Source organism: Neobacillus sp. WH10, from assembly GCF_030123405.1.
Lineage (GTDB): Bacteria > Bacillota > Bacilli > Bacillales > Cytobacillaceae > Neobacillus.
Genome location: NZ_CP126110.1, coordinates 3,987,757 through 4,008,529, shown reverse-complemented (window position 1 = coordinate 4,008,529; position 20,773 = coordinate 3,987,757). Strand labels below are relative to the sequence as shown.

Annotated in this window: 18 protein-coding genes, 1 other RNA gene and 1 other annotated feature; of the genes, 15 read left to right on the top strand and 4 right to left on the bottom strand. The window is 39.9% G+C overall.

Going from position 1 to position 20,773, the window contains the following annotated elements; all coding sequences use genetic code 11:
• Nucleotides 1-64 precede the first annotated feature (64 nt).
• From recJ to dtd, 4 genes are all read left to right on the top strand, one after another.
• A complete protein-coding gene (recJ, locus tag QNH20_RS19630) occupies nucleotides 65-2,428 on the top strand; it encodes a single-stranded-DNA-specific exonuclease RecJ (RefSeq protein WP_283919652.1) in 2,364 nt (787 codons plus the stop codon).
• Nucleotides 2,419-2,931 (top strand): adenine phosphoribosyltransferase, encoded by a 513-nt coding sequence (locus QNH20_RS19625; RefSeq protein WP_283919651.1) that lies wholly within the window; start codon nucleotides 2,419-2,421, stop codon nucleotides 2,929-2,931. Before recJ ends, QNH20_RS19625 begins: the two co-directional genes overlap by 10 nt.
• A 215-nt stretch (nucleotides 2,932-3,146) precedes the next feature.
• Nucleotides 3,147-5,342, top strand: coding sequence for a RelA/SpoT family protein (locus QNH20_RS19620; protein ID WP_283919650.1), 2,196 nt, complete (start codon nucleotides 3,147-3,149; stop codon nucleotides 5,340-5,342).
• A 12-nt stretch (nucleotides 5,343-5,354) separates the two neighbouring features.
• Nucleotides 5,355-5,798, top strand: a complete 444-nt coding sequence (dtd, locus tag QNH20_RS19615) for a D-aminoacyl-tRNA deacylase (protein WP_283919649.1) — start codon at nucleotides 5,355-5,357, stop codon at nucleotides 5,796-5,798.
• A 233-nt stretch (nucleotides 5,799-6,031) separates the two neighbouring features.
• On the opposite strand, the gene QNH20_RS19610 is transcribed toward dtd, so the two are convergent.
• A complete protein-coding gene (locus tag QNH20_RS19610; RefSeq protein WP_283919648.1) occupies nucleotides 6,032-7,798 on the bottom strand; it encodes an N-acetylmuramoyl-L-alanine amidase family protein in 1,767 nt (588 codons plus the stop codon).
• Between the two features lie 248 nt (nucleotides 7,799-8,046).
• Between QNH20_RS19610 and QNH20_RS19605 the strand changes: the two genes are divergently transcribed.
• The 7 genes from QNH20_RS19605 (at nucleotide 8,047) to QNH20_RS19575 (ending at nucleotide 15,215) form a co-directional block, all read left to right on the top strand.
• Nucleotides 8,047-8,223 (top strand): hypothetical protein, encoded by a 177-nt coding sequence (locus QNH20_RS19605; protein ID WP_283919647.1) that lies wholly within the window; start codon nucleotides 8,047-8,049, stop codon nucleotides 8,221-8,223.
• 60 nt (nucleotides 8,224-8,283) lie between these two features.
• Nucleotides 8,284-8,521: a binding site (T-box leader), on the top strand.
• Between the two features lie 89 nt (nucleotides 8,522-8,610).
• Nucleotides 8,611-9,882, top strand: coding sequence for a histidine--tRNA ligase (hisS, locus tag QNH20_RS19600; protein ID WP_283919646.1), 1,272 nt, complete (start codon nucleotides 8,611-8,613; stop codon nucleotides 9,880-9,882).
• A gap of 12 nt (nucleotides 9,883-9,894) precedes the next feature.
• On the top strand, nucleotides 9,895-11,664 hold the full coding sequence (aspS, locus tag QNH20_RS19595) for an aspartate--tRNA ligase (protein ID WP_283919645.1): 1,770 nt from the start codon (nucleotides 9,895-9,897) through the stop codon (nucleotides 11,662-11,664).
• Between the two features lie 67 nt (nucleotides 11,665-11,731).
• A non-coding RNA gene (gene ssrS / locus QNH20_RS19590) (6S RNA) lies at nucleotides 11,732-11,929 on the top strand.
• A gap of 162 nt (nucleotides 11,930-12,091) precedes the next feature.
• Entirely contained in the window at nucleotides 12,092-12,859 is a 768-nt protein-coding gene (locus tag QNH20_RS19585; protein ID WP_283919644.1) for a tRNA threonylcarbamoyladenosine dehydratase, read from the top strand.
• 486 nt (nucleotides 12,860-13,345) lie between these two features.
• Nucleotides 13,346-14,272 (top strand): ABC transporter ATP-binding protein, encoded by a 927-nt coding sequence (locus QNH20_RS19580; protein WP_283919643.1) that lies wholly within the window; start codon nucleotides 13,346-13,348, stop codon nucleotides 14,270-14,272.
• Nucleotides 14,265-15,215 (top strand): ABC transporter permease, encoded by a 951-nt coding sequence (locus QNH20_RS19575; RefSeq protein WP_283919642.1) that lies wholly within the window; start codon nucleotides 14,265-14,267, stop codon nucleotides 15,213-15,215. The genes QNH20_RS19580 and QNH20_RS19575 overlap by 8 nt, the downstream gene beginning before the upstream one ends.
• 84 nt (nucleotides 15,216-15,299) lie before the next feature.
• On the opposite strand, the gene QNH20_RS19570 is transcribed toward QNH20_RS19575, so the two are convergent.
• Entirely contained in the window at nucleotides 15,300-16,571 is a 1,272-nt protein-coding gene (locus QNH20_RS19570) for a replication-associated recombination protein A (RefSeq protein WP_283919641.1), read from the bottom strand.
• 404 nt (nucleotides 16,572-16,975) lie between these two features.
• On the opposite strand from QNH20_RS19570, the gene cymR reads away from it, so the two are divergent.
• Genes cymR through QNH20_RS19550 form a run of 4 tightly spaced genes read left to right on the top strand, consistent with a single transcriptional unit; the run spans nucleotide 16,976 to nucleotide 19,946 of the window.
• Nucleotides 16,976-17,395 carry a cysteine metabolism transcriptional regulator CymR gene (cymR, locus tag QNH20_RS19565; RefSeq protein WP_283919640.1) on the top strand — a complete coding sequence of 140 codons (420 nt, stop codon included), beginning with the start codon at nucleotides 16,976-16,978 and terminating at the stop codon, nucleotides 17,393-17,395.
• A 43-nt stretch (nucleotides 17,396-17,438) separates the two neighbouring features.
• Nucleotides 17,439-18,581, top strand: a complete 1,143-nt coding sequence (locus QNH20_RS19560; RefSeq protein ID WP_283919639.1) for a cysteine desulfurase family protein — start codon at nucleotides 17,439-17,441, stop codon at nucleotides 18,579-18,581.
• 38 nt (nucleotides 18,582-18,619) lie between these two features.
• A complete protein-coding gene (gene mnmA / locus QNH20_RS19555) occupies nucleotides 18,620-19,738 on the top strand; it encodes a tRNA 2-thiouridine(34) synthase MnmA (RefSeq protein WP_283919638.1) in 1,119 nt (372 codons plus the stop codon).
• A 37-nt stretch (nucleotides 19,739-19,775) separates the two neighbouring features.
• The gene (locus tag QNH20_RS19550; protein ID WP_283919637.1) at nucleotides 19,776-19,946 is read left to right on the top strand and encodes a hypothetical protein; all 171 of its coding nucleotides are present in this window, start codon (nucleotides 19,776-19,778) and stop codon (nucleotides 19,944-19,946) included.
• Here QNH20_RS19550 and QNH20_RS19545 read toward each other — a convergent pair.
• Both QNH20_RS19545 and QNH20_RS19540 read right to left on the bottom strand, forming a co-directional pair.
• The gene (locus QNH20_RS19545; protein WP_283919636.1) at nucleotides 19,943-20,188 is read right to left on the bottom strand and encodes an IS3 family transposase; all 246 of its coding nucleotides are present in this window, start codon (nucleotides 20,186-20,188) and stop codon (nucleotides 19,943-19,945) included. The two genes, QNH20_RS19550 and QNH20_RS19545, sit on opposite strands and share 4 nt — an antisense overlap.
• Before the next feature lie 44 nt (nucleotides 20,189-20,232).
• Complete coding sequence (locus QNH20_RS19540; RefSeq protein WP_283919635.1) at nucleotides 20,233-20,529, bottom strand: transposase; 297 nt, start codon at nucleotides 20,527-20,529, stop codon at nucleotides 20,233-20,235.
• Nucleotides 20,530-20,773 lie beyond the last annotated feature (244 nt).

Here is a 20,773-nt window from a genome sequence, read left to right as displayed (position 1 = left end):
TCTTTTTATTGAAAGGTTTTTTCTACTCCTGTATAATAAATAAGTCTGAGGGGTGAACGAACAAATGTTAAAGTCAAAAACAAGATGGGTTGTTCGCAGTTCTGATAACAATCTAGTAAATATGCTAGCAAATGAATTGAAAATAACACCTCTAGTTGCGTCACTGCTTGTTAATCGTGGCTTAGATACCGTAGATTCTGCACGGTATTTTTTATTTGGGAAGGATGAGTTCCATGATCCATATCTTTTAAAAGGGATGGATATTGCGGTTAAGAGAATACATGATGCCATCGAAAGGCAAGAACCGATTCTTATTTTTGGTGATTATGACGCTGATGGCGTAAGCAGTACATCGGTATTAATGATCACACTTCGTGATCTAGGTGCTAATGTCCAATTTTACATCCCGAATCGCTTTACTGAAGGTTATGGACCGAATGAACCAGCATTTCGTCAGGCGGCGGAAAATGGAATAAACTTGATTATTACCGTGGATACTGGAATATCAGCTGTTCATGAAGCAGCCGTTGCGAAAGAACTGGGAATTGACCTAATCATTACCGATCATCATGAGCCTGGACCAGTCTTACCTGAAGCACTAGCGATTATTCACCCAAAGCTTCCTGATAGTATTTATCCGTTTCGGGAGCTTGCAGGTGTAGGCGTCGCTTTTAAACTCGCTCATGCCCTCTATGGAGAAATTCCTGAGCATTTGTTTGAAATAGCCGTTATTGGGACAGTAGCAGACTTAGTATCATTAAAAGGCGAAAATCGCCTGATAGCCAAAAAAGGTCTAGAAAAACTGAAATTGACGCAAAATTTAGGTCTTAAAGCTATTCTAAAATTGGCTGGGGTCGACCCTATGACAATCAATGAAGAAACAATTGGTTTTACACTTGCACCGAGAATTAATGCTGTCGGAAGGTTAGAAGATGCTGATTTAGCTGTTCAGCTGATCCTGACAGATGACCCTGAAGAAGCGCAACAATTAGCAGAAGAGATGGATGTCTTAAATAAGACAAGACAAGCGATTGTCAATACGATTACAGACGAGGCAATCGAAGAGGTAGAAAAGAATTATCCAATAGAGACAAATAAGGTTCTTGTCGTCGGCAAGGAAGGCTGGAATGCTGGTGTTATTGGGATTGTCGCCTCGAGGCTTGTTGAAAAATACTACCGGCCGACAATAGTGTTAAATTTTGACCCAGATAAAGATGTAGCAAAGGGCTCTGCCCGGAGTATTGCAGGATTTGATTTATTTAAAAATTTATCAACTTGCCGGGATATACTCCCTCACTTTGGCGGACATCCAATGGCTGCAGGAATGACCTTACAGCTTGAAGATGTTGCCGGGCTTCGGACAAGATTAAATATGCTCGCTGAAGAGCAGTTAACTGCAGAGGATTTTATCCCTGTTACCTATCTTGACGAAGAAATCCATCTCGAAGATATTAATTTATCCTCGTTAGAAGAAATGAATTTGCTTTCTCCGTTTGGCATGGACAACCCGAAGCCCAAAGTTTTAATAAATAACGTTGAAGTTGCCAGTATGAGAAAGATTGGCAGTCAGCAAAACCATCTAAAGGTTCTAGTGAATGAAGGCGGTGCGAATCTTGATGGAGTAGGCTTTGGATTAGGTGCTTTAGCTGACCAAATTTCACCTGCATCAAAAATTTCATTAATAGGGGAATTATCTATTAATGAATGGAACAATATTCGTAAGCCACAAATTTTTATCCACGATATCAAGGTTGAATCATGGCAGTTATTTGACTATCGCGGACAAAAGCGAATCAACAGCATGGCAAACACTGTACCTACTGAAAACAGGAAACTCATTATTTTTAATAAAGAACATCTTGAAAAAATAAACGACGATTTGAAGGCTGAGACGATTTTCATTCGAGATATCGAAGAGGCAAGAGCATTTGATTGTAATAAGGCAAATATCGTCTTAGTCGATTTTCCGCCATCTATAGAGATACTAAAAGTTTTATTAGAAGGAAGACAGCCCTCAAGGATTTATGCTTATTTTTATAAAGAATCCAGTGACTTTTTTAGTACGGTTCCGACTCGTGATCATTTTAAATGGTACTATGCCTATCTTTTGAAAAAAGGTCCGGTTGACCTTAAGCGTCATGGAGACGTTATTGCAAAGTATCGCGGCTGGTCGCAGGAAACGATTATCTTTATGTCAAAGGTGTTTTCTGAACTAGATTTTGTTACAATAAACAATGGATTTATTACTTTGAATAATCAAGCGCAAAAGCGTGATTTAACTGACTCAAGAACCTATCAAACTAAACAGGCACAATATGCACTTGAAAGGGATATATTGTTCTCGTCCTTTCAGGAATTAAAAGGCTGGTTCGATCAAGTCATTCAAGAGTCGGTTAAAACTGAGGAGGCAATTGAAGAATGGATTTAAAGCAATTTATTACGATCGTACCTGATTGGCCAAAGCCGGGAATTAAATTTAAAGATATCACCCCTTTAATGAATGATGGTGAAGCATATAGATATGCAACAGACCAAATCGTTTCTTATGCAAAAGAGAAAGAAATTGATCTAATTGTTGGACCAGAAGCACGGGGATTCATTATTGGCTGTCCTGTTGCGTATTCGCTTGGAGTAGGTTTTGCTCCAGTCCGTAAAGAGGGTAAACTTCCAAGGGAAACCATTAAAGTCGGCTACGGACTCGAATATGGTAAAGATGTTCTAACCATTCATAAAGATGCAATTAAGCCAGGGCAGCGTGTTTTAATTACGGATGATTTGTTAGCAACTGGCGGCACAATAGAAGCAACCATTCAACTAGTGGAACAACTCGGCGGTGTTGTAGCTGGTATCGCTTTCTTAGTTGAGTTAGGTTATTTAGAAGGACGTAAAAAGCTCAATGGCTATGATATTTTAACATTGATGCACTATTAAATAATGCAAGAGGGCACTCAGGAGAGTGCTCTCTTTATATAATTTTAGGAATTGGAAAATATTTTTCGACTGTTTTTTTCATAATTTGCAGAAAAAACTTCTCAATCTCTTTACATCTTCGCTTTTTTTTTCGATAATAGTAACAATCATTCAAATTAGGAACGATATAACATTTAAATATAAAATAAAAATGAGATGAAAAAAAAGGTGATTTCATGGCGAATGATCAAGTGTTAACAGCCGACCAAGTCATCGACAAGACTCGGAATTACTTAAATGAGGAGCATGTTGAGTTAGTCAAAAAAGCGTATGAATACGCCAAACATGCTCATCGTGAACAATATCGAAAATCGGGAGAGCCGTATATCATCCATCCGATTCAGGTTGCAGGCATTCTTGCAGACCTTGAGATGGATCCAGCAACGGTTGCTGCTGGTTTTCTCCATGACGTTGTGGAAGATACAAGTGTTTCCTTAAAAGATATTGAGGAAGCCTTTAACGACGAAGTGGCCATGCTTGTCGATGGGGTAACTAAATTAGGGAAAATTAAATATAAATCTCATGAGGAACAACAGGCGGAAAACCATCGGAAAATGTTTGTAGCTATGGCACAAGACATTCGGGTGATTCTGATCAAACTTGCTGACCGTTTGCATAATATGCGGACACTAAAACATCTTCCAGTAGAAAAACAACGTCGGATTTCAAATGAGACAATTGAAATTTTTGCACCTTTAGCTCATCGTCTTGGTATTTCTAAGATTAAATGGGAGTTGGAGGATACTGCATTAAGGTATTTAAATCCGCAGCAATATTACCGGATTGTAAACTTAATGAAGAAGAAACGTGCAGAGCGGGAGCAATATTTAGAGGATGTCATTGAAGAAGTCAAGTCAAGGATGGATGAAGTCAACATAAAAGCTGAACTTTCTGGACGTCCAAAGCATATTTATAGCATTTATCGAAAAATGGCCTTACAAAATAAGCAATTCAGTGAAATTTATGACTTGCTTGCCGTACGAATTGTGGTTAACAGTATTAAAGACTGCTATGCTGTTCTCGGCATCATTCATACTTGCTGGAAGCCAATGCCAGGCCGCTTTAAGGATTATATTGCAATGCCTAAGCCGAATATGTATCAGTCCTTGCATACTACAGTGATTGGCCCAAAGGGTGACCCGCTTGAGGTGCAAATTCGGACGTATGAAATGCACCAAATTGCTGAATTCGGGGTTGCTGCACACTGGGCATACAAAGAAGGAAAATCCCTAAGCGATAGCTCAACCTTCGAACAAAAATTAACTTGGTTCAGGGAAATTCTCGAGTTCCAAAATGATACTGCCAATGCGGAAGAGTTTATGGAATCATTAAAAATTGACCTGTTTTCCGATATGGTTTTTGTATTTACTCCAAAAGGCGATGTGATTGAATTGCCGTCTGGTTCTGTTCCAATTGATTTTGCCTATCGTATTCACTCTGAAATCGGTAATAAAACGATCGGTGCGAAAGTGAACGGCAAAATGGTGACGCTTGACTACAGGCTTAAGACTGGTGATATTATCGAAATTCTCACATCAAAACATTCATACGGCCCAAGTCAGGATTGGCTGAAGCTGGCGCAAACCTCACAAGCGAAAAATAAGATTCGGGCATTCTTTAAGAAGCAGCGCCGTGATGAAAATGTTATTAAAGGTAAAGAACTGGTTGAAAAAGAAATCCGGAATATGGAGTTCGATCTTAAAGAAATTTTAACTTCGGACAATTTAAAAAAGGTTGCGGAAAAATTTAATTTTTCAAATGAAGAAGATATGTTTGCTGCGGTCGGTTATAACGGTGTAACAGCCCTGCAGGTAGCCAATCGGTTAACCGAGAAATGGCGTAAAAAACGTGACCAGGAACAGTCTGCGAGCATTACCAATGTGATTTCTGATTTAAAATCCTTTCCATCTAGTAAGAAACGGGAATCAGGCGTCCGGGTCCAAGGCATTGATAACCTATTAATCCGTTTATCAAGATGCTGTAATCCAGTTCCGGGAGATGAAATTGTTGGCTATATCACGAAAGGGCGCGGTGTCTCTGTCCATCGCTCCGATTGTACGAATATCGATTCAAATGATGCTCAGTCCAGATTAATTCCGGTTGAGTGGGAAACTTCCCTAAATGACCGGAAAGAATATAACGTGGATATTGAAATCAGCGGCTACGATCGCAGTGGACTGTTGAATGAAGTTCTACAAGCAGTTAATGAGACGAAAACAAATATTTCTGCCGTTACTGGTAAATCTGACCGCAATAAAATGGCAACGATAATTATGTCAATTGCGATTCACAATGTTAACCACCTGCATAAGGTAGTGGATCGAATTAAACAAATCCCAGATATATATTCAGTTCGCCGGATTATGAATTAAGGAGTTTCAAGTATGAGAGTAGTTGTTCAACGCAGCAAAGCGGCAAGGGTAACCGTCGACGGTGAAGTGACGGGGCAGATTATAAAAGGATTTGTTCTTCTGGTCGGAGTGACCCATGAAGATAAGGAAGAGGATGCGGCATACTTAGCAGATAAAATTGCTAATTTAAGGGTTTTTGAAGATGCGAATGGAAAAATGAATTTGTCCTTGTTGGATGTTGGCGGTGAAATTCTTTCAGTTTCTCAATTTACTCTTTATGGAGACTGCCGTAAAGGGAGAAGGCCTAGTTTCATCGAGGCGGCTAGACCAGAGCAAGCAGTACAGCTATATGAGGCTTTTAACGGTATGCTTCGTGAAAAAGGGATTCGCGTTGAAACAGGTGTTTTTGGTGCTATGATGGATGTCCAATTGACCAATGACGGTCCTGTGACGTTGATTTTGGAAAGTAAAGCCTAATAAATTTGCTTTGCACTTGGGAAGGTACAGTGCGAAGCTTTTTTTTGTAAGTAAATTAGATGAAATTAGAATAATATCCATGAAATGTAGTGAAAATCTGAAAAGATGTAATAAGTTTTCCAAAATAAGTAGTAAGTACTCAAAATAATGTAGTAAGTGTACGAAAATATGTCGTAAATGAACCTGCTCAATAGAAAAAGCCCTAGAAGTGTAGAATCTTCTAGGGCTTTTTCTTAATTATTCTTAAAAAACCTAGCCAATCCGTTATACAAGCCTGATGCGGCATTTTCCTGGAATGTGCTGGAGTTAAGGGTCATTTCCTCCTCAGGGTTGCTTAAATAGCCAAGCTCTAAGAGAACAGCTTTTTTACTATTTTCTCGTATCACATGGAAATCACCAATGCGCACGCCGCGATCTATCAATTTCGTCTGTCCAATTGTGGAAGCATAAAGCGTCTCGGCTAATGATTTTTGATATAAATGATAATAATAGCCCGTCATACCGCGGACACTGCGGTCTATATTGCTATCGTAATGTAAACTGATAAAAGCATCAGCATTTTTAGACTGAGAAGCACTTGCACGGGATGGGAGCGTAATAAAAGAGTCATTGCTTCTAGTTAGATAGACATTTGCACCGGCAGCACTTAACTTATCGTACAACAGTCGTGCTGTCCTTAGTGTCAGGTTCTTCTCTAATGTTCCGTTCGCTCCTGTTGTCCCGTTATCTCCACCGCCATGTCCCGGGTCAAGAACAATAGTTTTATTTTTAAGATAACTTTCGGCTCCTAACTTCTGAATCTGCGGTTTTGTACCATTAATCGAAACAATCCAGCCTGCAACATACCCTGTTTTTCCGTTCTTCAGTATTACCTCATACCAGTCATTCACAATACTTTTAACAGAAAAAACTTCTCCTTCGTTTGCCAGCTTAATGACATCTGATTGGACGTCAGCTTCATTTCGGATATTTGTCCCATTATGTAGGATGGTAATCGTACTTTCCTTCTGAGCTTGTCCAGATTGGGAATTTGCTGTCGTTTTATCAAGATACCACCCAGCAACCCATCCGAATCTACCAGACTTATATTCTATTTTAACCCAATTGTTGTTTTCCTCCAAAATGGCAAAGCTTTGCCCCTTTGTCACAGTTCCAATAATGCTGGTATCCAATGATGAACCTGAGCGAACACTTAGACTGCCAGCTGTTACCGTTCCATTGATCCCGCTCAGTTTTTTCTTAGGTGTGTCCTTTAATGCTCCCGTTTGCGTGTTAATAAATTCAGAATTTACCCATCCTTTAAGATTTGAAAAACCAATCTCCAGCCAATTATTTTGTTTAGAGTAAATTGTTACGCTCGTACCCTTGGTTAATTTTCCAATAATAGAGCTGGTTGTAGATGGTTCTTGCCGTACATTTACTGTATCCCCATCCACTACACCTATACCCGTGCTATTGGAAGAAGCAGGCGTTTGCTTGCTTTCCTGCTTAACAGTTTTTGTTTCTAAAAAGTCTCTAGCGACCCAGCCTTCACCGAAGGAGAAGGTAATTTTATACCAGTTTTCATTTTGATCAAGAATTGTCACTTCTTGTCCTTTATTTAGGAGTCCGACAATTCGGAAGCTTGTCCCAGGGCCGGAGCGAACTCTTAATTGATCTGTGTTGGCTTTGGCTACTGTATTTTTATTTCCGGTAGACGATGCAGCAGTAGCTGCTTTAGAATTGGTTTCCTTCGTTACAAGCCAATTAACGACCCAGCCTGTTTTACCATATGATAGCTGAATCTCGATCCAATCACCTTTTTCTTTTACAATTGAATACTTTTCGCCTCGGTTGGCAATTTTCACCAATGGATAGCTTAACCCTGGGCCGCCGCGAACGTTGACGACATCAGAGGAAATGGTTAGCGAACCACTTGCAGCACTACTTTTTCCTTGGGGCAGGAAAGTCCCGAAAACAAGAATGATAGACAATAACAGAAATATAAACTTTTTGAACATCGGTTCCCTCCTTTGTAAATTATTTTATCGTAAAAGCTAGAGAAATTCATTCCTTAATTGTTAAAAAAGGCCAACATAGGTATTAATAATCATTTTCATATGCAAGTTTTTCACAGTTGATGGAAACAATAGTAAAGAAAACTTATTGTATGGCTAGCCCTAAGGGATAGACAGAGGTGTAGTTGCCCTTATGTCTGAGAGGAAAGATATTTTTTCCTATTAGCAAAAATAGATAGAGGTGATTATGTATGAGATCGAGTGAAAAAGGCATAAACATCCAATCAATGGATGGCCGTCTCTTTGGTGTGGATTTTCATGATTTTATTCAAAAAGAACAGCAAGCTACCTCATTTGAGCTTGCATCAGAATTTGGATTATCGATGGGGGATGTCAGAAAGTTAAAAAAACATTTAGAAAGATCGTAATTCTTTCTTGACATTACTAACTTTGCTCCGTATTATTATATAAATAAAATGAAATATTGGATATAACCAATGATGGAGCATAGTAATTAAGCTAACCCATGAAAAGAGAGGAAATGCCTTAGGCTGAAAGCATTTCTGCATGTGCCTTAATGAATGAACACTCCGTAGGCTTCTCTCTGAAAAAGCCAAAGCTCTACTAGGAGAAGAACGTAGCAGGCGTTAACTGTTTAAGAGGAAGGGCATACATTCTGCCTTTCAACTAGGGTGGCACCGCGGGATCAAAACTCTCGTCCCTTGTATTTATACAAGGGACGGGAGTTTTTTTATTTATTTTTTTATAAAACTACTTACATAGAAGTTAATTTATTCAAGAGGAGGTTTATCACAATGTCAATTAGCATTCCAAGAGGCACGCAGGATATCCTGCCTGGAGAAGTTGAAAAGTGGCAGCTGATTGAAGCAAAAGCGAGAGAGCTTTGCGAGAAATATCAATACCAGGAGATTCGTACCCCAATTTTTGAACATACTGATCTTTTTTCAAGAGGTGTTGGTGATTCAACTGATATTGTTCAAAAAGAAATGTACACATTTGAAGACCGGGGGAAACGCAGTATCACCCTTAGACCGGAGGGAACAGCAGCGGTTGTTCGCTCGTTTGTTGAGAAGAAAATGTTCGGGCTTGCGAATCAGCCAGTTAAGCTCTATTACATGGGGCCGATGTTCCGATACGAACGCCCACAGGCAGGGCGCTTCCGCCAGTTCGTCCAATTTGGTGTCGAAGCATTGGGCAGTAATGATCCGGCAATTGATGCTGAGGTTATTTCCCTAGCAATGAATCTATACAAAGAAATGGGATTGCAAAAACTGAAGCTCATTATCAACAGCCTAGGTGATAAGGAGAGTCGAACTGCACATCGTGAGGCATTGGTGAATCATTTTAAACCGCGTATCGGTGAATTTTGTCATGATTGTCAAAACCGTCTTGAAAAGAATCCGCTTAGAATTCTCGATTGTAAGCAGGATCGCGATCATGAATTAATGAAGTCAGCACCATCAATTCTTGATTATTTAAATGATTATTCAAAAGCCTATTTTGAAAAATTGCAGCACTATTTAACTCAGCTTGATATTCCGTTTGAGGTTGATGCTAACCTTGTACGGGGCTTAGATTATTATAATCACACTGCCTTTGAGATTATGAGTAATGCTGAAGGTTTCGGTGCGATTACCACTTTATGCGGAGGCGGTAGGTATAACGGATTAGCGGAGGAAATTGGCGGTCCGGAAACGCCCGGGATTGGCTTTGCTTTAAGTATTGAACGGTTTATCGCTGCTCTTAACGCAGAAGGTATCGAGCTTGAGGTCAAACAAGGGATTGATTGCTACCTCGCTGCGCTAGGAGAGGAAGCAAAGGATTACACTGTCGGGCTATTGCAACAGCTGCGCCTGGCTGGTTTTTCCGCTGAAAGAGATTATTTGGATCGAAAAATCAAAGCACAATTTAAAGCAGCTGATCGTTTAAAAGCAAAATATGTAGTCGTTCTTGGTGACGATGAGCTTAAAAACAACAAAATTAATGTAAAAAATATGACAACAGGTGAACAAGTAGAATTAGACCTAGATTCTTTCATTAGACAATTTCAGGAATTGCAATCTTAAAGGAGGATTAACATGTTTGGCAGATCGTATTTTTGTGGAGAAGTTCCAGAGTCCTCAGTAGGGGAAAAGGTAACATTAAAAGGTTGGGTTCAAAAACGACGTGATCTTGGCGGATTAATTTTTATCGATCTTCGTGACCGCACAGGTATTGTTCAGGTTGTCTTTAATCCTGATTTATCTAAGGAAGCATTACAGACAGCGGAAAAAATCCGTAATGAATATGTACTCGATGTGGTTGGAACGGTCGTCAGCAGGGAGCCTTCAACAATCAATGAGACCCTTAAAACGGGGAAAATTGAGGTGCAAGCGGAAAAAGTTACGATTATTAATGAAGCAAAAACACCTCCGTTTACGATTTCTGATAGAACAGATGCGTCAGAAGATATTCGTTTAAAATACCGCTATTTAGATTTCCGCCGCCCAGTCATTTTTGAAACATTAAAAATGCGCCACCAGGTGACAAAGCAAATTAGAGATTTTCTCGATAGCGAGGGCTTTTTAGATATTGAAACACCTATTTTGACAAAAAGCACTCCTGAGGGGGCACGTGACTATTTAGTTCCTAGCCGTGTTCATCCAGGTGAATTTTATGCACTGCCGCAATCACCACAGTTGTTTAAACAATTGCTCATGGTAGGCGGGATTGAAAGGTATTATCAAATCGCCCGCTGCTTCCGTGATGAAGACTTACGTGCGGATCGTCAGCCAGAATTTACCCAAATTGATATTGAAACAAGTTTCTTGAGCCAAGAAGATATCATGAGCATGATGGAAAAAATGATGTCCCAACTGATGAAAAAGGTAAAAGGTGTGGAAGTTCCTCATGTCTTCCCGCGCATGACTTATGATGAAGCGATGAGCCGTTTTGGTTCTGATAAACCGGATACCCGATTTGGATTGGAGCTCGTTAACCTTTCTGAAATCGTGAAGGATTCAGGCTTTAAAGTGTTTGCTTCAACTGTTGCTAACGGCGGCCAGGTAAAAGCGATTAATGTTAAAGATGCTTCCGAAAAGTATTCACGTAAAGATATTGATGCTTTAACAGAATTTGTTGCTGTTTATGGTGCGAAAGGTCTTGCTTGGCTTAAAGTGGATGCAGAGGGCTTGAAGGGCCCAATTGCGAAATTCTTTGCTGAAGAGGAAGCCGAGGCACTTAAAGCGACTCTTGAAGCATCAGAAGGGGATTTGCTCCTGTTTGTTGCGGATAAGAAAACTGTTGTCGCTGACGCCCTTGGTGCCTTAAGACTAAAGCTTGGCAAGGAATTAGGGTTAATCGACCAAAGTCTGTTCCATTTCTTATGGGTTACGGACTGGCCGCTTTTAGAGTACGATGAGGAAGAAGGCCGTTATTACGCTGCCCACCATCCATTTACGATGCCGTTTAGGGAAGACCTTGAATACCTGGATTCTGACCCTTCAAAGGTACGTGCCCAAGCGTATGACCTTGTGTTGAACGGCTATGAGCTTGGTGGTGGATCGCTCCGTATTTTTGAACGTCCTATACAAGAAAAAATGTTTAGTGTTCTTGGATTTTCACCAGAGGAAGCGATGGAACAATTCGGCTTCCTCATGAATGCTTTTGAATATGGAACACCTCCTCATGGCGGTATTGCTCTTGGACTAGACCGCTTGGTGATGCTGCTTGCCGGCAGCTCCAACTTACGTGATACAATTGCATTTCCAAAGACAGCGAGTGCAAGCTGCTTACTAACCGAAGCACCTGGTACGGTATCTGAGGCTCAATTGACAGAATTGAATTTGTCACTAAATGTTAAAAAATAACAGAAAATCGCTTTCATGAATTCTTGAAGGTTGAATCAAAATATGTTATTATAAAAGCAATTAAAGAAGAGTCCTGAAATGTACGTTGTGTTACCTGAAGTTTTGACCGAACATTTTTTATTCGGGAGTCTGGAGTTTTCTGATTGCGTAAATGCCCCACTCTTTTACCGGTAAGGGGACTTACAATACCGGAAACAGGACACCCCCCTGCTGAGTGCGGGATCAAAACTAAGGATCGAGAAGCAACGGCACCATTGGGACTCTTTTCTATTGCTTAAAAATCAACCTCCTAGCAGTGCCGGGAGGTTTTATTTTTGTATTTATCATGATAATTCCTATAAAAATACTTGTTTTTGTAGGGCTGTATGATATATTTTTTACGTGAAAAAATAATTGAAAAGTGAATTTGAATTTGGAGTGAATATACATGCTGCATCAATTTTCTCGTAATGAGCTTGCAATTGGTAAAGAAGGACTGGAAATTATGAAAAACAGTACAGTTGCCGTTTTAGGTATTGGAGGTGTCGGTTCGTTTGCCGCAGAAGCCCTTGCCCGCTCCGGAGTTGGCCGTTTAGTTTTAATCGATAAAGATGATGTAGATATCACCAACATCAACCGACAGCTAATTGCCCTGCTTTCAACGGTTGGGAAACCGAAAGTAGAAATCATGCAGGAGCGGATTAAGGATATAAATCCTAATTGCGAGGTAATTGCACTTAAGATGTTTTACACAGAGGAAACCTATGAAGACATTTTTGGCTACAACTTGGATTTTGTTGTAGATGCCTCAGATACGATTATTTATAAAATCCATTTGATGAAAGAATGTTTAAAAAGAAAGATCCCGATTATTTCAAGCATGGGAGCAGCAAATAAAATGGATCCAACACGTTTCCAAATTGCAGATATTTCAAAAACACATACGGACCCAATTGCGAAGGTTATTCGCACTAAGCTGCGCAAGGAGCGAATCCATAAAGGTATCCCGGTTGTCTTTTCTGATGAAAGCCCGATTGTCATTCGTGAGGACATTAAAAAAGAAGTAGGAAATGAAAATGCTGCAATCCGCAAAGCACAAATGCCGCCTGCATCCAATGCCTTTGTGCCATCTGCCGCAGGTTTGATTATGGCGAGCTATGTGGTGCGGGAATTACTAAAAGATATTAAAATCCGGCGTGTTTCGGATGAGAAATAATCGTTGCGCCCTAAATCTAGATGGTTTAGGGTTTTTTACATTATTTTAGGAGGGGAGATAGAACAGTTGACGGGTAAAATAAGGAAACTGATGGGTAAATCATTCAAAATGACGGGTAAGGAAATAAATTCCCTAAAAAAGGTAACATAAAAGGGGCAAAGGAGGAAATCTATTCTATAAAACCTGTTCCTTAAAGTTCCAAGGGGGATAGATACATAAGCCTTGCTGATGCCTGACTTATAATATATCTTTTAACAGTATTATACTTTTTACATATTGATTTTGGGGCATTAGCTGCAATTCAAGGGGTTTTTGCGTTTTCTATCAGCAAATTCATTCAAAAGCATTTAATCTCAGACTTCAGACCTAGAAATGATTCCACCCCAAGCCGTTTTTGAAAAATAGATTAATAAGTTTATAATAAAAAAGGAAATTATTTCAACAATCATTTAAACTATGTTGAGGTAAAAAGAGAGGAGAGAGATTTTGGAAACAGTTGTTGAACTAAAAAATGTAACAAAAGTAATTAAAGGTAGGAAGATTATCGACGATATTAGCTTCCAAGTGAATAAAGGTGAGGTTTTTGGGTTTCTAGGCCCAAATGGTGCCGGGAAAACAACCACCATTCGAATGATTGTCGGCTTAATGGGGATTACTTCAGGGGATATTACAATTGGAGGCTCAAGCATTAAAACCCAGTTTGAGCATGCTGTAGGCCATGTCGGAGCCATTGTTGAGAATCCGGAAATGTATAAATTTTTAACCGGATATCAAAATCTTGTCCATTATGCAAGAATGTCTAAAGGTATTACAAGGGAAAAAATTGCGGAGACAGTTGAACTAGTTGGGTTAACCGAGCGGATTAATGACAAGGTAAAAACATATTCTCTTGGGATGCGACAACGATTGGGCTTAGCACAGTGCCTTTTACACGACCCGGATGTCCTCATTCTTGATGAGCCAACAAATGGCCTCGACCCGGCGGGAATCCGAGAAATCCGTGACTATGTCCGACAACTTGCACGTGAAAAAAATATGGCGGTAATCGTCTCCAGTCACTTGCTTTCTGAAATGGAAATGATGTGTGATCGGATCGGAATCATTCAAAATGGTAAGTTGATAGATGTGCAGCTTGTCCAGGAATTTGTGCAGGGCACTGAAGTAACTTTTGAGTTGGAAGTTGTACCAAGTGACAAAGCCCTAGCGATAGTTGAGGCCCACTATCCAGAAGTGAAAACCAACCATTCAAGAAACGGAATAACTATTGAGCTGTCAAAAGAAGAAATACCGAATCTCGTAAAAAAATTGGTGAGCGAAGATATTCAAATTTTTGGAATAAAAGAAACTGCAAAAACATTAGAAGATCGCTTCCTTGAAGTGACATCTGAAAAGGAGGCCGTAACTCGTGGTTAATTTAATCAAAAATGAATGGATGAAAATTTTTAAACGTCCTGGGACCTTTGTAATGATTGGGATGCTAATTGTTGCCATCACCTTAGTCGGGATTGTGGTCAAATCTCAACAAAATGATAAGAAATTTGTTCAGGATAAAAATTGGGAGCAAGTATTACAAGAGGAAAATAACGCATTAAAACAGCAGATGGCACAAAGTAAAATAAAGACAGAACAGCAATTTTTCAAAAAGGAAATCGCTATCAATGATTATCGTATCGAGCACCATATACCACCGAAAGAAAAATATACTGTTTGGTCATTCGTAAAAGATACATCACAGCTAATTATGTTAGCAGGATTGTTTATCATTATTGTTTCTGCCGGAATTGTTGCCAGTGAGTTTAATTGGGGGACCGTCAAGCTGTTATTGATACGGCCAATCAACCGGACGAAAATTCTCCTTTCAAAGTATTTGACAGTGTTATTATTTGCCTTGTTTATCATGGCGATTCTGTTTGTTTTCTCAACTGCACTTGGTGCCATCCTGTTTGGTATGCCGGACAAAGCGATTCCTTATTTAAATTATTATAATGGTCAAGTCACTGAGCAAAACATTGTTGTTCATTTGTTAATTTATTATGGTTTAAGTTCAATCGACACCATTATGCTGGTGACTATGGCTTTTATGATTTCGTCTGTTTTCCGGAATAGTTCACTGGCAATCGGTTTGTCACTGTTCTTGTTGTTTACCGGCGCTCAGTTTACTACCTTATTGGCGATGAAATTTGATTGGGCAAAATACATCTTGTTTGCGAACACAGATTTAATGCAATACTTCGAAGGCACGCCAATGGTAGAAGGGATGACATTATCCTTCTCAGTAATCATGCTGCTTGTATACTTTGCAATATTTCAATTCCTAGCTTTCTATGTTTTCAAAAAACGAGACGTAGCCGCATAACAGGTGTTAGACTTTATGGGTATCACGTTTTATAGGTGTCAGGCACCATGTGAAATTTTAACATGGTGCCTGACACCTTTTCTACTATTTCGACCTTGTTAATTTTTCGTAGACTGTAGATAGGGCTTGTTCGAATTTTCCGGTCTTTTTGGGCTGATAGTATTGTTTGTTTTTTAGTTTGTCCGGTAAATATTGCTGGGGTACCCAGCCGTTTTCAAAATCGTGAGGGTATAGATAACCTATGCCTCTTCCAAGTTCTTTTGCTCCTTTGTAATGGGCATCCTTAAGATGGTCTGGTACCTCGCCAACGATTCCTTTTTGAATATCTTCAAGGGCTGCTTGAATCGCCATGATGGCAGAGTTTGATTTAGGTGATAAGCATAGTTCAATCACAGCATTCGCAAGCGGAATCTTCGCTTCGGGAAAACCAATTCTTTCAGCGGTTTCTATGGCAGCCAAAGTGCGTGCACCAGCCTGGGGATTGGCAAGGCCGATATCTTCATAGGCAATTACAATCAAACGGCGGCTTATACTCGGAAGGTCGCCTGCTTCAATTAATCTGCCAAGATAGTGGAGAGCCGCATTGACGTCACTTCCGCGGATTGATTTTTGAAAGGCGGAAAGGACATCATAGTGTTCGTCACCATCTTTATCGGCGACCAAGCTTTTCTTTTGCAAACATTCTTCAGCTGTAGTTACATCGATATGGATGATGCCATTTTCATCTTTATCCGTTGATAGTACCGCTAGTTCTAATGCGTTTAAGGAGCTTCGTGCATCCCCATTCGAGCCCTGAGCAAAATGCTGTAAAGCTTGATCAGAAATCTCTATTTTCAATCCACCAAATCCGCGATCCTCATCTTCAAGCGCGCGGGTTATTGCTTGCTTCACTTCATCAGGCGTTAACGGTTTTAGTTCGAAAATTTGACAGCGGCTGCGGATCGCTGGGTTAATCGCATGATAAGGATTACTAGTGGTTGCCCCGATTAATACGATCATTCCGTTTTCTAAATAGGGCAGTAAAAAATCCTGCTTCGCTTTATCTAAACGATGGACTTCATCAAGAAGCAGAATCACTTTCCCCGACATTTTTGCCTCTGCAGCAACAATCTCCATATCTTTTTTATTATTTGTGACCGCGTTTAGGGTCCGAAAGGCATATTTCGTACTTCCGGCAATGGCACTTGCAATCGAAGTTTTACCAATTCCAGGCGGTCCATATAAAATCATTGATGTCAGCTGTTTAGCCTTTACCATTCTGGCAATTATTTTTCCGTCACCAACCAGATGCTGTTGACCAACAACTTCTTCTATCGTTCTAGGACGCATACGAAATGCTAATGGTTTCTGCTGCATAATCATCTCTCCAAAAAACAAAGTTCGCTACTTATTACAATACCATTTTCCCTTGGCTAATAGTAAAGTATAAATTTCCCCAAATTTATACTTTGCTAACGCATAAGTGCAACTACGCTTCTGTCTTCGCCCTTAGGGGCTCGCCAATCAGCGAGTTTTCTTTAAAAAAGCATATTGAAGAAGAATATGATATAATTTCTAATGCCTATCAATTTACTGAGATATTTTTTTATCCCGTATAAACTGGCAGTAAGATCCCGCTTTAATACTTTTTGGTAAAAAAAGGTTGTGTAAGAGATCTGCCCGTAAAAGCCCGATCGGTTCAACTAACAATTGACCAGGATGGAAAACCTTCCACTTATTGAAGATTTACATTATATAGATTACGAATAGAGGTGCAAGTTATGAAAATTTCTACAAAAGGACGTTATGGTCTGACCATCATGATTGAGCTTGCGAAAAAGTATGGTGAAGGCCCTACATCATTAAAAACCATTGCCCAGGCAAATGAATTATCGGAACATTATTTAGAGCAGCTAATTGCTCCACTCCGAAATGCAGGATTAGTAAAAAGCATCAGGGGTGCATATGGCGGCTACATTCTTACAAATGAGCCATCAAAAATTACTGCAGGCGATGTGATTCGCGTTTTAGAAGGACCAATTACTCCCGTTGAAGGAATTGAAGATGAAGAGCCTGCTAAGCGCGAGCTGTGGATTCGGATTCGCGATGCGATTAAAGACGTCTTGGATAATACAACATTAGAGGATCTGGCAAGTCATAGTGAGGATAGTGAACCAGAGGGTTATATGTTTTATATTTAATGTGAAAAATAACTAGAGAATTATTTGGATTGAAGGTGTAACTATGGAACGAATTTATCTCGATCATGCCGCAACTACTCCTATGCACCCTAAGGTTATTGAAAAAATGCTCGAAGTGATGAATGCTACATTTGGAAATCCTTCTAGCATTCATTCATTTGGCAGGGAAGCCCGTCATTATATTGATTTAGCACGTGAATCTCTTGCCTTTAGTATAGGGGCAAAGGAAAGCGAGATTATTTTTACAGGCGGTGGAACCGAAGCAGATAATATGGCGTTATTTGGGATGGCTGAAAGCTGCAAGAATAACGGCAAGCATATTATTACAACTCAGGTGGAGCACCATGCCGTTCTTCATGCCTGTAAAAAATTAGAAAAGATGGGTTTTGAGGTTACCTATTTACCCGTAGATGAAACAGGTCAAATCTCTGTAGCAGACCTTGAAGCAGCATTAAGAGATGATACCATACTTGTTTCTGTCATGTATGGAAATAACGAAGTAGGAACGATTCAGCCGATTGCTGAAATTGGACAACTATTGAAAAATCATCAAGCTATATTCCATACCGATGCTGTTCAGGCTTATGGTGTCGAAGATATTGATGTTAATGAAAGTTTGATTGATTTATTATCAGTTTCTGCTCATAAAATTAATGGCCCAAAAGGAACTGGTTTTCTCTATGCAAGGTCTAATGTGAAAATTTCTCCTCGTTTATTTGGCGGAGATCAAGAAAGGAAAAGACGTGCCGGAACTGAAAATGTCGCCTCTATTGCTGGATTTCATGAAGCCGTCCTCATTTCAAGTGAAGAACGATCTGTCAAAAGAGAACGGTTTAAGGGGTTCAAGGAAGCTTTGCTGCAAAAGATTCGTGCACTAGATGTAGAATTTGACATAAACGGATCACTTGAATATTCGCTGCCACATGTATTAAACTTAAGCTTTCCAGGGACAAATGTGGAGGCTATGCTTGTTAATCTTGATTTAGCAGGGATTGCCGTTTCCAGCGGGTCAGCGTGCACCGCTGGTTCAATTGAACCATCCCATGTTCTTGTTGCTATGTTTGGTAAACAATCAGATCGTTTAATTAACTCAATTCGATTCAGCTTCGGCTTTAATACAACGACTGAACAAGTCATTAAAGCAGCAGAAGAAGTCGCTAAGGTTGTTTCGCGTCTGAAAAAATAAATGTACAACGCAGCTTCAGCAAAGAGAGAGGTGAAAAGATGGAAAGAAAGGATCCAAAAAATACACGGGTTGTTGTCGGGATGTCCGGCGGAGTTGATTCGTCTGTAGCGGCGCTTTTATTAAAACAGCAAGGCTATGACGTCATAGGTATTTTTATGAAAAACTGGGATGACACTGACGAAAACGGTGTTTGTACGGCAACGGAAGACTATGAGGATGTCATTCGTGTTTGCAATCAGATTGGAATTCCATATTATGCCGTTAATTTTGAAAAACAATATTGGGACAAGGTCTTCACCTATTTCCTTGATGAATATAAAGCGGGCAGGACACCTAATCCTGACGTGATGTGCAACAAAGAAATTAAATTTAAAGCATTCATGGAGCATGCCATGAATTTAGGTGCTGACTATCTTGCCACTGGTCATTATGCCCGTGTCGAATACCGTGATGGAGAATATAAAATGCTCCGCGGTCTTGACGAAAATAAAGACCAAACGTATTTCCTGAATCAGTTGACACAGGAACAAATCAGTAAAGTGATGTTCCCTATTGGAAATCTTGAAAAATCAAAAGTAAGGGTAATTGCGAAGGAAGCCAATCTCGCAACTGCCACGAAAAAGGACAGCACCGGTATCTGCTTTATCGGAGAACGGAATTTTAAAGAGTTTTTAGGTCAATATTTACCTGCCCAGCCAGGAAATATGGAAACATTTGACGGTGAAGTTAAGGGAAAGCATGAGGGTCTTATGTACCATACGATTGGTCAGCGCCATGGATTAGGGATTGGCGGTTCTGGCGAGCCATGGTTTGCCATAGGCAAGGATTTAAAAAGAAATATCCTTTATGTTGGACAAGGCTTCCATCATGAAAAATTGTATTCTGATGCGATTACCGCTGTAAATGTAAGCTGGGTATCAAATCGTGAAAAACAAGCAGAGTTTGACTGTACGGCCAAATTCCGTTATCGCCAGGAAGATCATAAAGTGACCGTTCGTCTCTTAGAAGGAGAGAAGGTCCAAGTTTTATTTCACGAACCGATTCGGGCTATTACCCCGGGGCAAGCAGCTGTTTTTTACAATGGCGACGAATGCCTTGGCGGCGGAACAATCGATGAAGTGTTTAAAAATGGTGAACGTTTAACATATGTTGGCTAATAGTTGACCCTGATTCCTATTTTGGAGTCGGGGTTTTTTGTGCTTAAATTTTTTGTTTGGCGGAATTAATCGGAAAGTTGGCGGAAATCTACCACAGTTTGGCGGAATTTGGACTTCTGTCAATAAAAAAGACATTATTCTGCCAAGAAGTGGCACATTATTCTTCTTCCGCGCTTCGTTCACACTTCGCTTGGAGACCTCAGCCTAAAAGAACAATGCCCTCATACGGATAGCTACTGTTTTTTGAGAAACCTTAATTTTGTCCTGATTTACCAGCTTATCATGAATCCTGGGGCTGCCGAATGCCGAAAGGTTATCATAAAAGTGGAACTTTATCCGTTCGTCTAGCTGACGATTCCACTTTTCCTTTTCGGTTTCATCCTGATTCTGACGTTTCTCCCAAACATAATAACCGGAGGTTGAAACACCTAACACTTTACACATCTTCACAATAGAATGATCCTTTTTATTGGATTGAATGAAGGCAAACCTTTCTACTTTTCTTGCGTGAAGATGTGCATGGCCTTTTTTAAAATTGCGTTCTCCTCCTCAATCTCTAATCTTTTTAATAGCTCAGCTTCATAAAGTTCCTTGTATTCAGAAGCTGTTAGTAACTGATTTTGTTTAGCCTTTTCAGCATCCTGTTTCCTTTTTTTGTAACTGCTTACCCATTTCTGAACCGTATCATATGGAAGCTTTAGTTCATTACAAATATCTACCATTTTCTTTCCGTCGATGACAATTAATTTAGAAACATATTCTTTAAACTCTTTAGGATACTTTTTCGCCATGTTAAACCCGCCCTTTTATTGTTGTATTGATTTAAACATGACGCCACAACCGGTGTCCACTTTTTATACTAGCTTCAAATTCTTTTGAAGTTTGGCGGTAAAAAATGAATGGTTTGGCGGAATTCCTGACCAAATCGGCGGAATCGCTCTTATAATCCAGTGGGTCACCCTCGAAATGATGCGTTTGGCGGAATTCTTTTGAAGCTTGGCGGAATAAATGAATGGTTTGGCGGAATTCCTGACC

Excerpts from the sequence above, each read along its gene's own strand:
- QNH20_RS19560 (WP_283919639.1), top strand. The coding sequence starts at position 17,439 with ATGGAACGAATTTATCTCGATCATGCCGCAACTACTCCTATGCACCCT.
- hisS (WP_283919646.1), top strand. The coding sequence starts at position 8,611 with ATGTCAATTAGCATTCCAAGAGGCACGCAGGATATCCTGCCTGGAGAA.
- QNH20_RS19620 (WP_283919650.1), top strand. The coding sequence starts at position 3,147 with ATGGCGAATGATCAAGTGTTAACAGCCGACCAAGTCATCGACAAGACT.
- aspS (WP_283919645.1), top strand. The coding sequence starts at position 9,895 with ATGTTTGGCAGATCGTATTTTTGTGGAGAAGTTCCAGAGTCCTCAGTA.
- recJ (WP_283919652.1), top strand. The coding sequence starts at position 65 with ATGTTAAAGTCAAAAACAAGATGGGTTGTTCGCAGTTCTGATAACAAT.
- QNH20_RS19610 (WP_283919648.1), bottom strand. The coding sequence starts at position 7,798 with ATGTTCAAAAAGTTTATATTTCTGTTATTGTCTATCATTCTTGTTTTC.
- dtd (WP_283919649.1), top strand. The coding sequence starts at position 5,355 with ATGAGAGTAGTTGTTCAACGCAGCAAAGCGGCAAGGGTAACCGTCGAC.
- QNH20_RS19570 (WP_283919641.1), bottom strand. The coding sequence starts at position 16,571 with ATGCAGCAGAAACCATTAGCATTTCGTATGCGTCCTAGAACGATAGAA.
- QNH20_RS19625 (WP_283919651.1), top strand. The coding sequence starts at position 2,419 with ATGGATTTAAAGCAATTTATTACGATCGTACCTGATTGGCCAAAGCCG.
- cymR (WP_283919640.1), top strand. The coding sequence starts at position 16,976 with ATGAAAATTTCTACAAAAGGACGTTATGGTCTGACCATCATGATTGAG.
- QNH20_RS19540 (WP_283919635.1), bottom strand. The coding sequence starts at position 20,529 with ATGGCGAAAAAGTATCCTAAAGAGTTTAAAGAATATGTTTCTAAATTA.
- QNH20_RS19585 (WP_283919644.1), top strand. The coding sequence starts at position 12,092 with ATGCTGCATCAATTTTCTCGTAATGAGCTTGCAATTGGTAAAGAAGGA.
- QNH20_RS19605 (WP_283919647.1), top strand. The coding sequence starts at position 8,047 with ATGAGATCGAGTGAAAAAGGCATAAACATCCAATCAATGGATGGCCGT.
- mnmA (WP_283919638.1), top strand. The coding sequence starts at position 18,620 with ATGGAAAGAAAGGATCCAAAAAATACACGGGTTGTTGTCGGGATGTCC.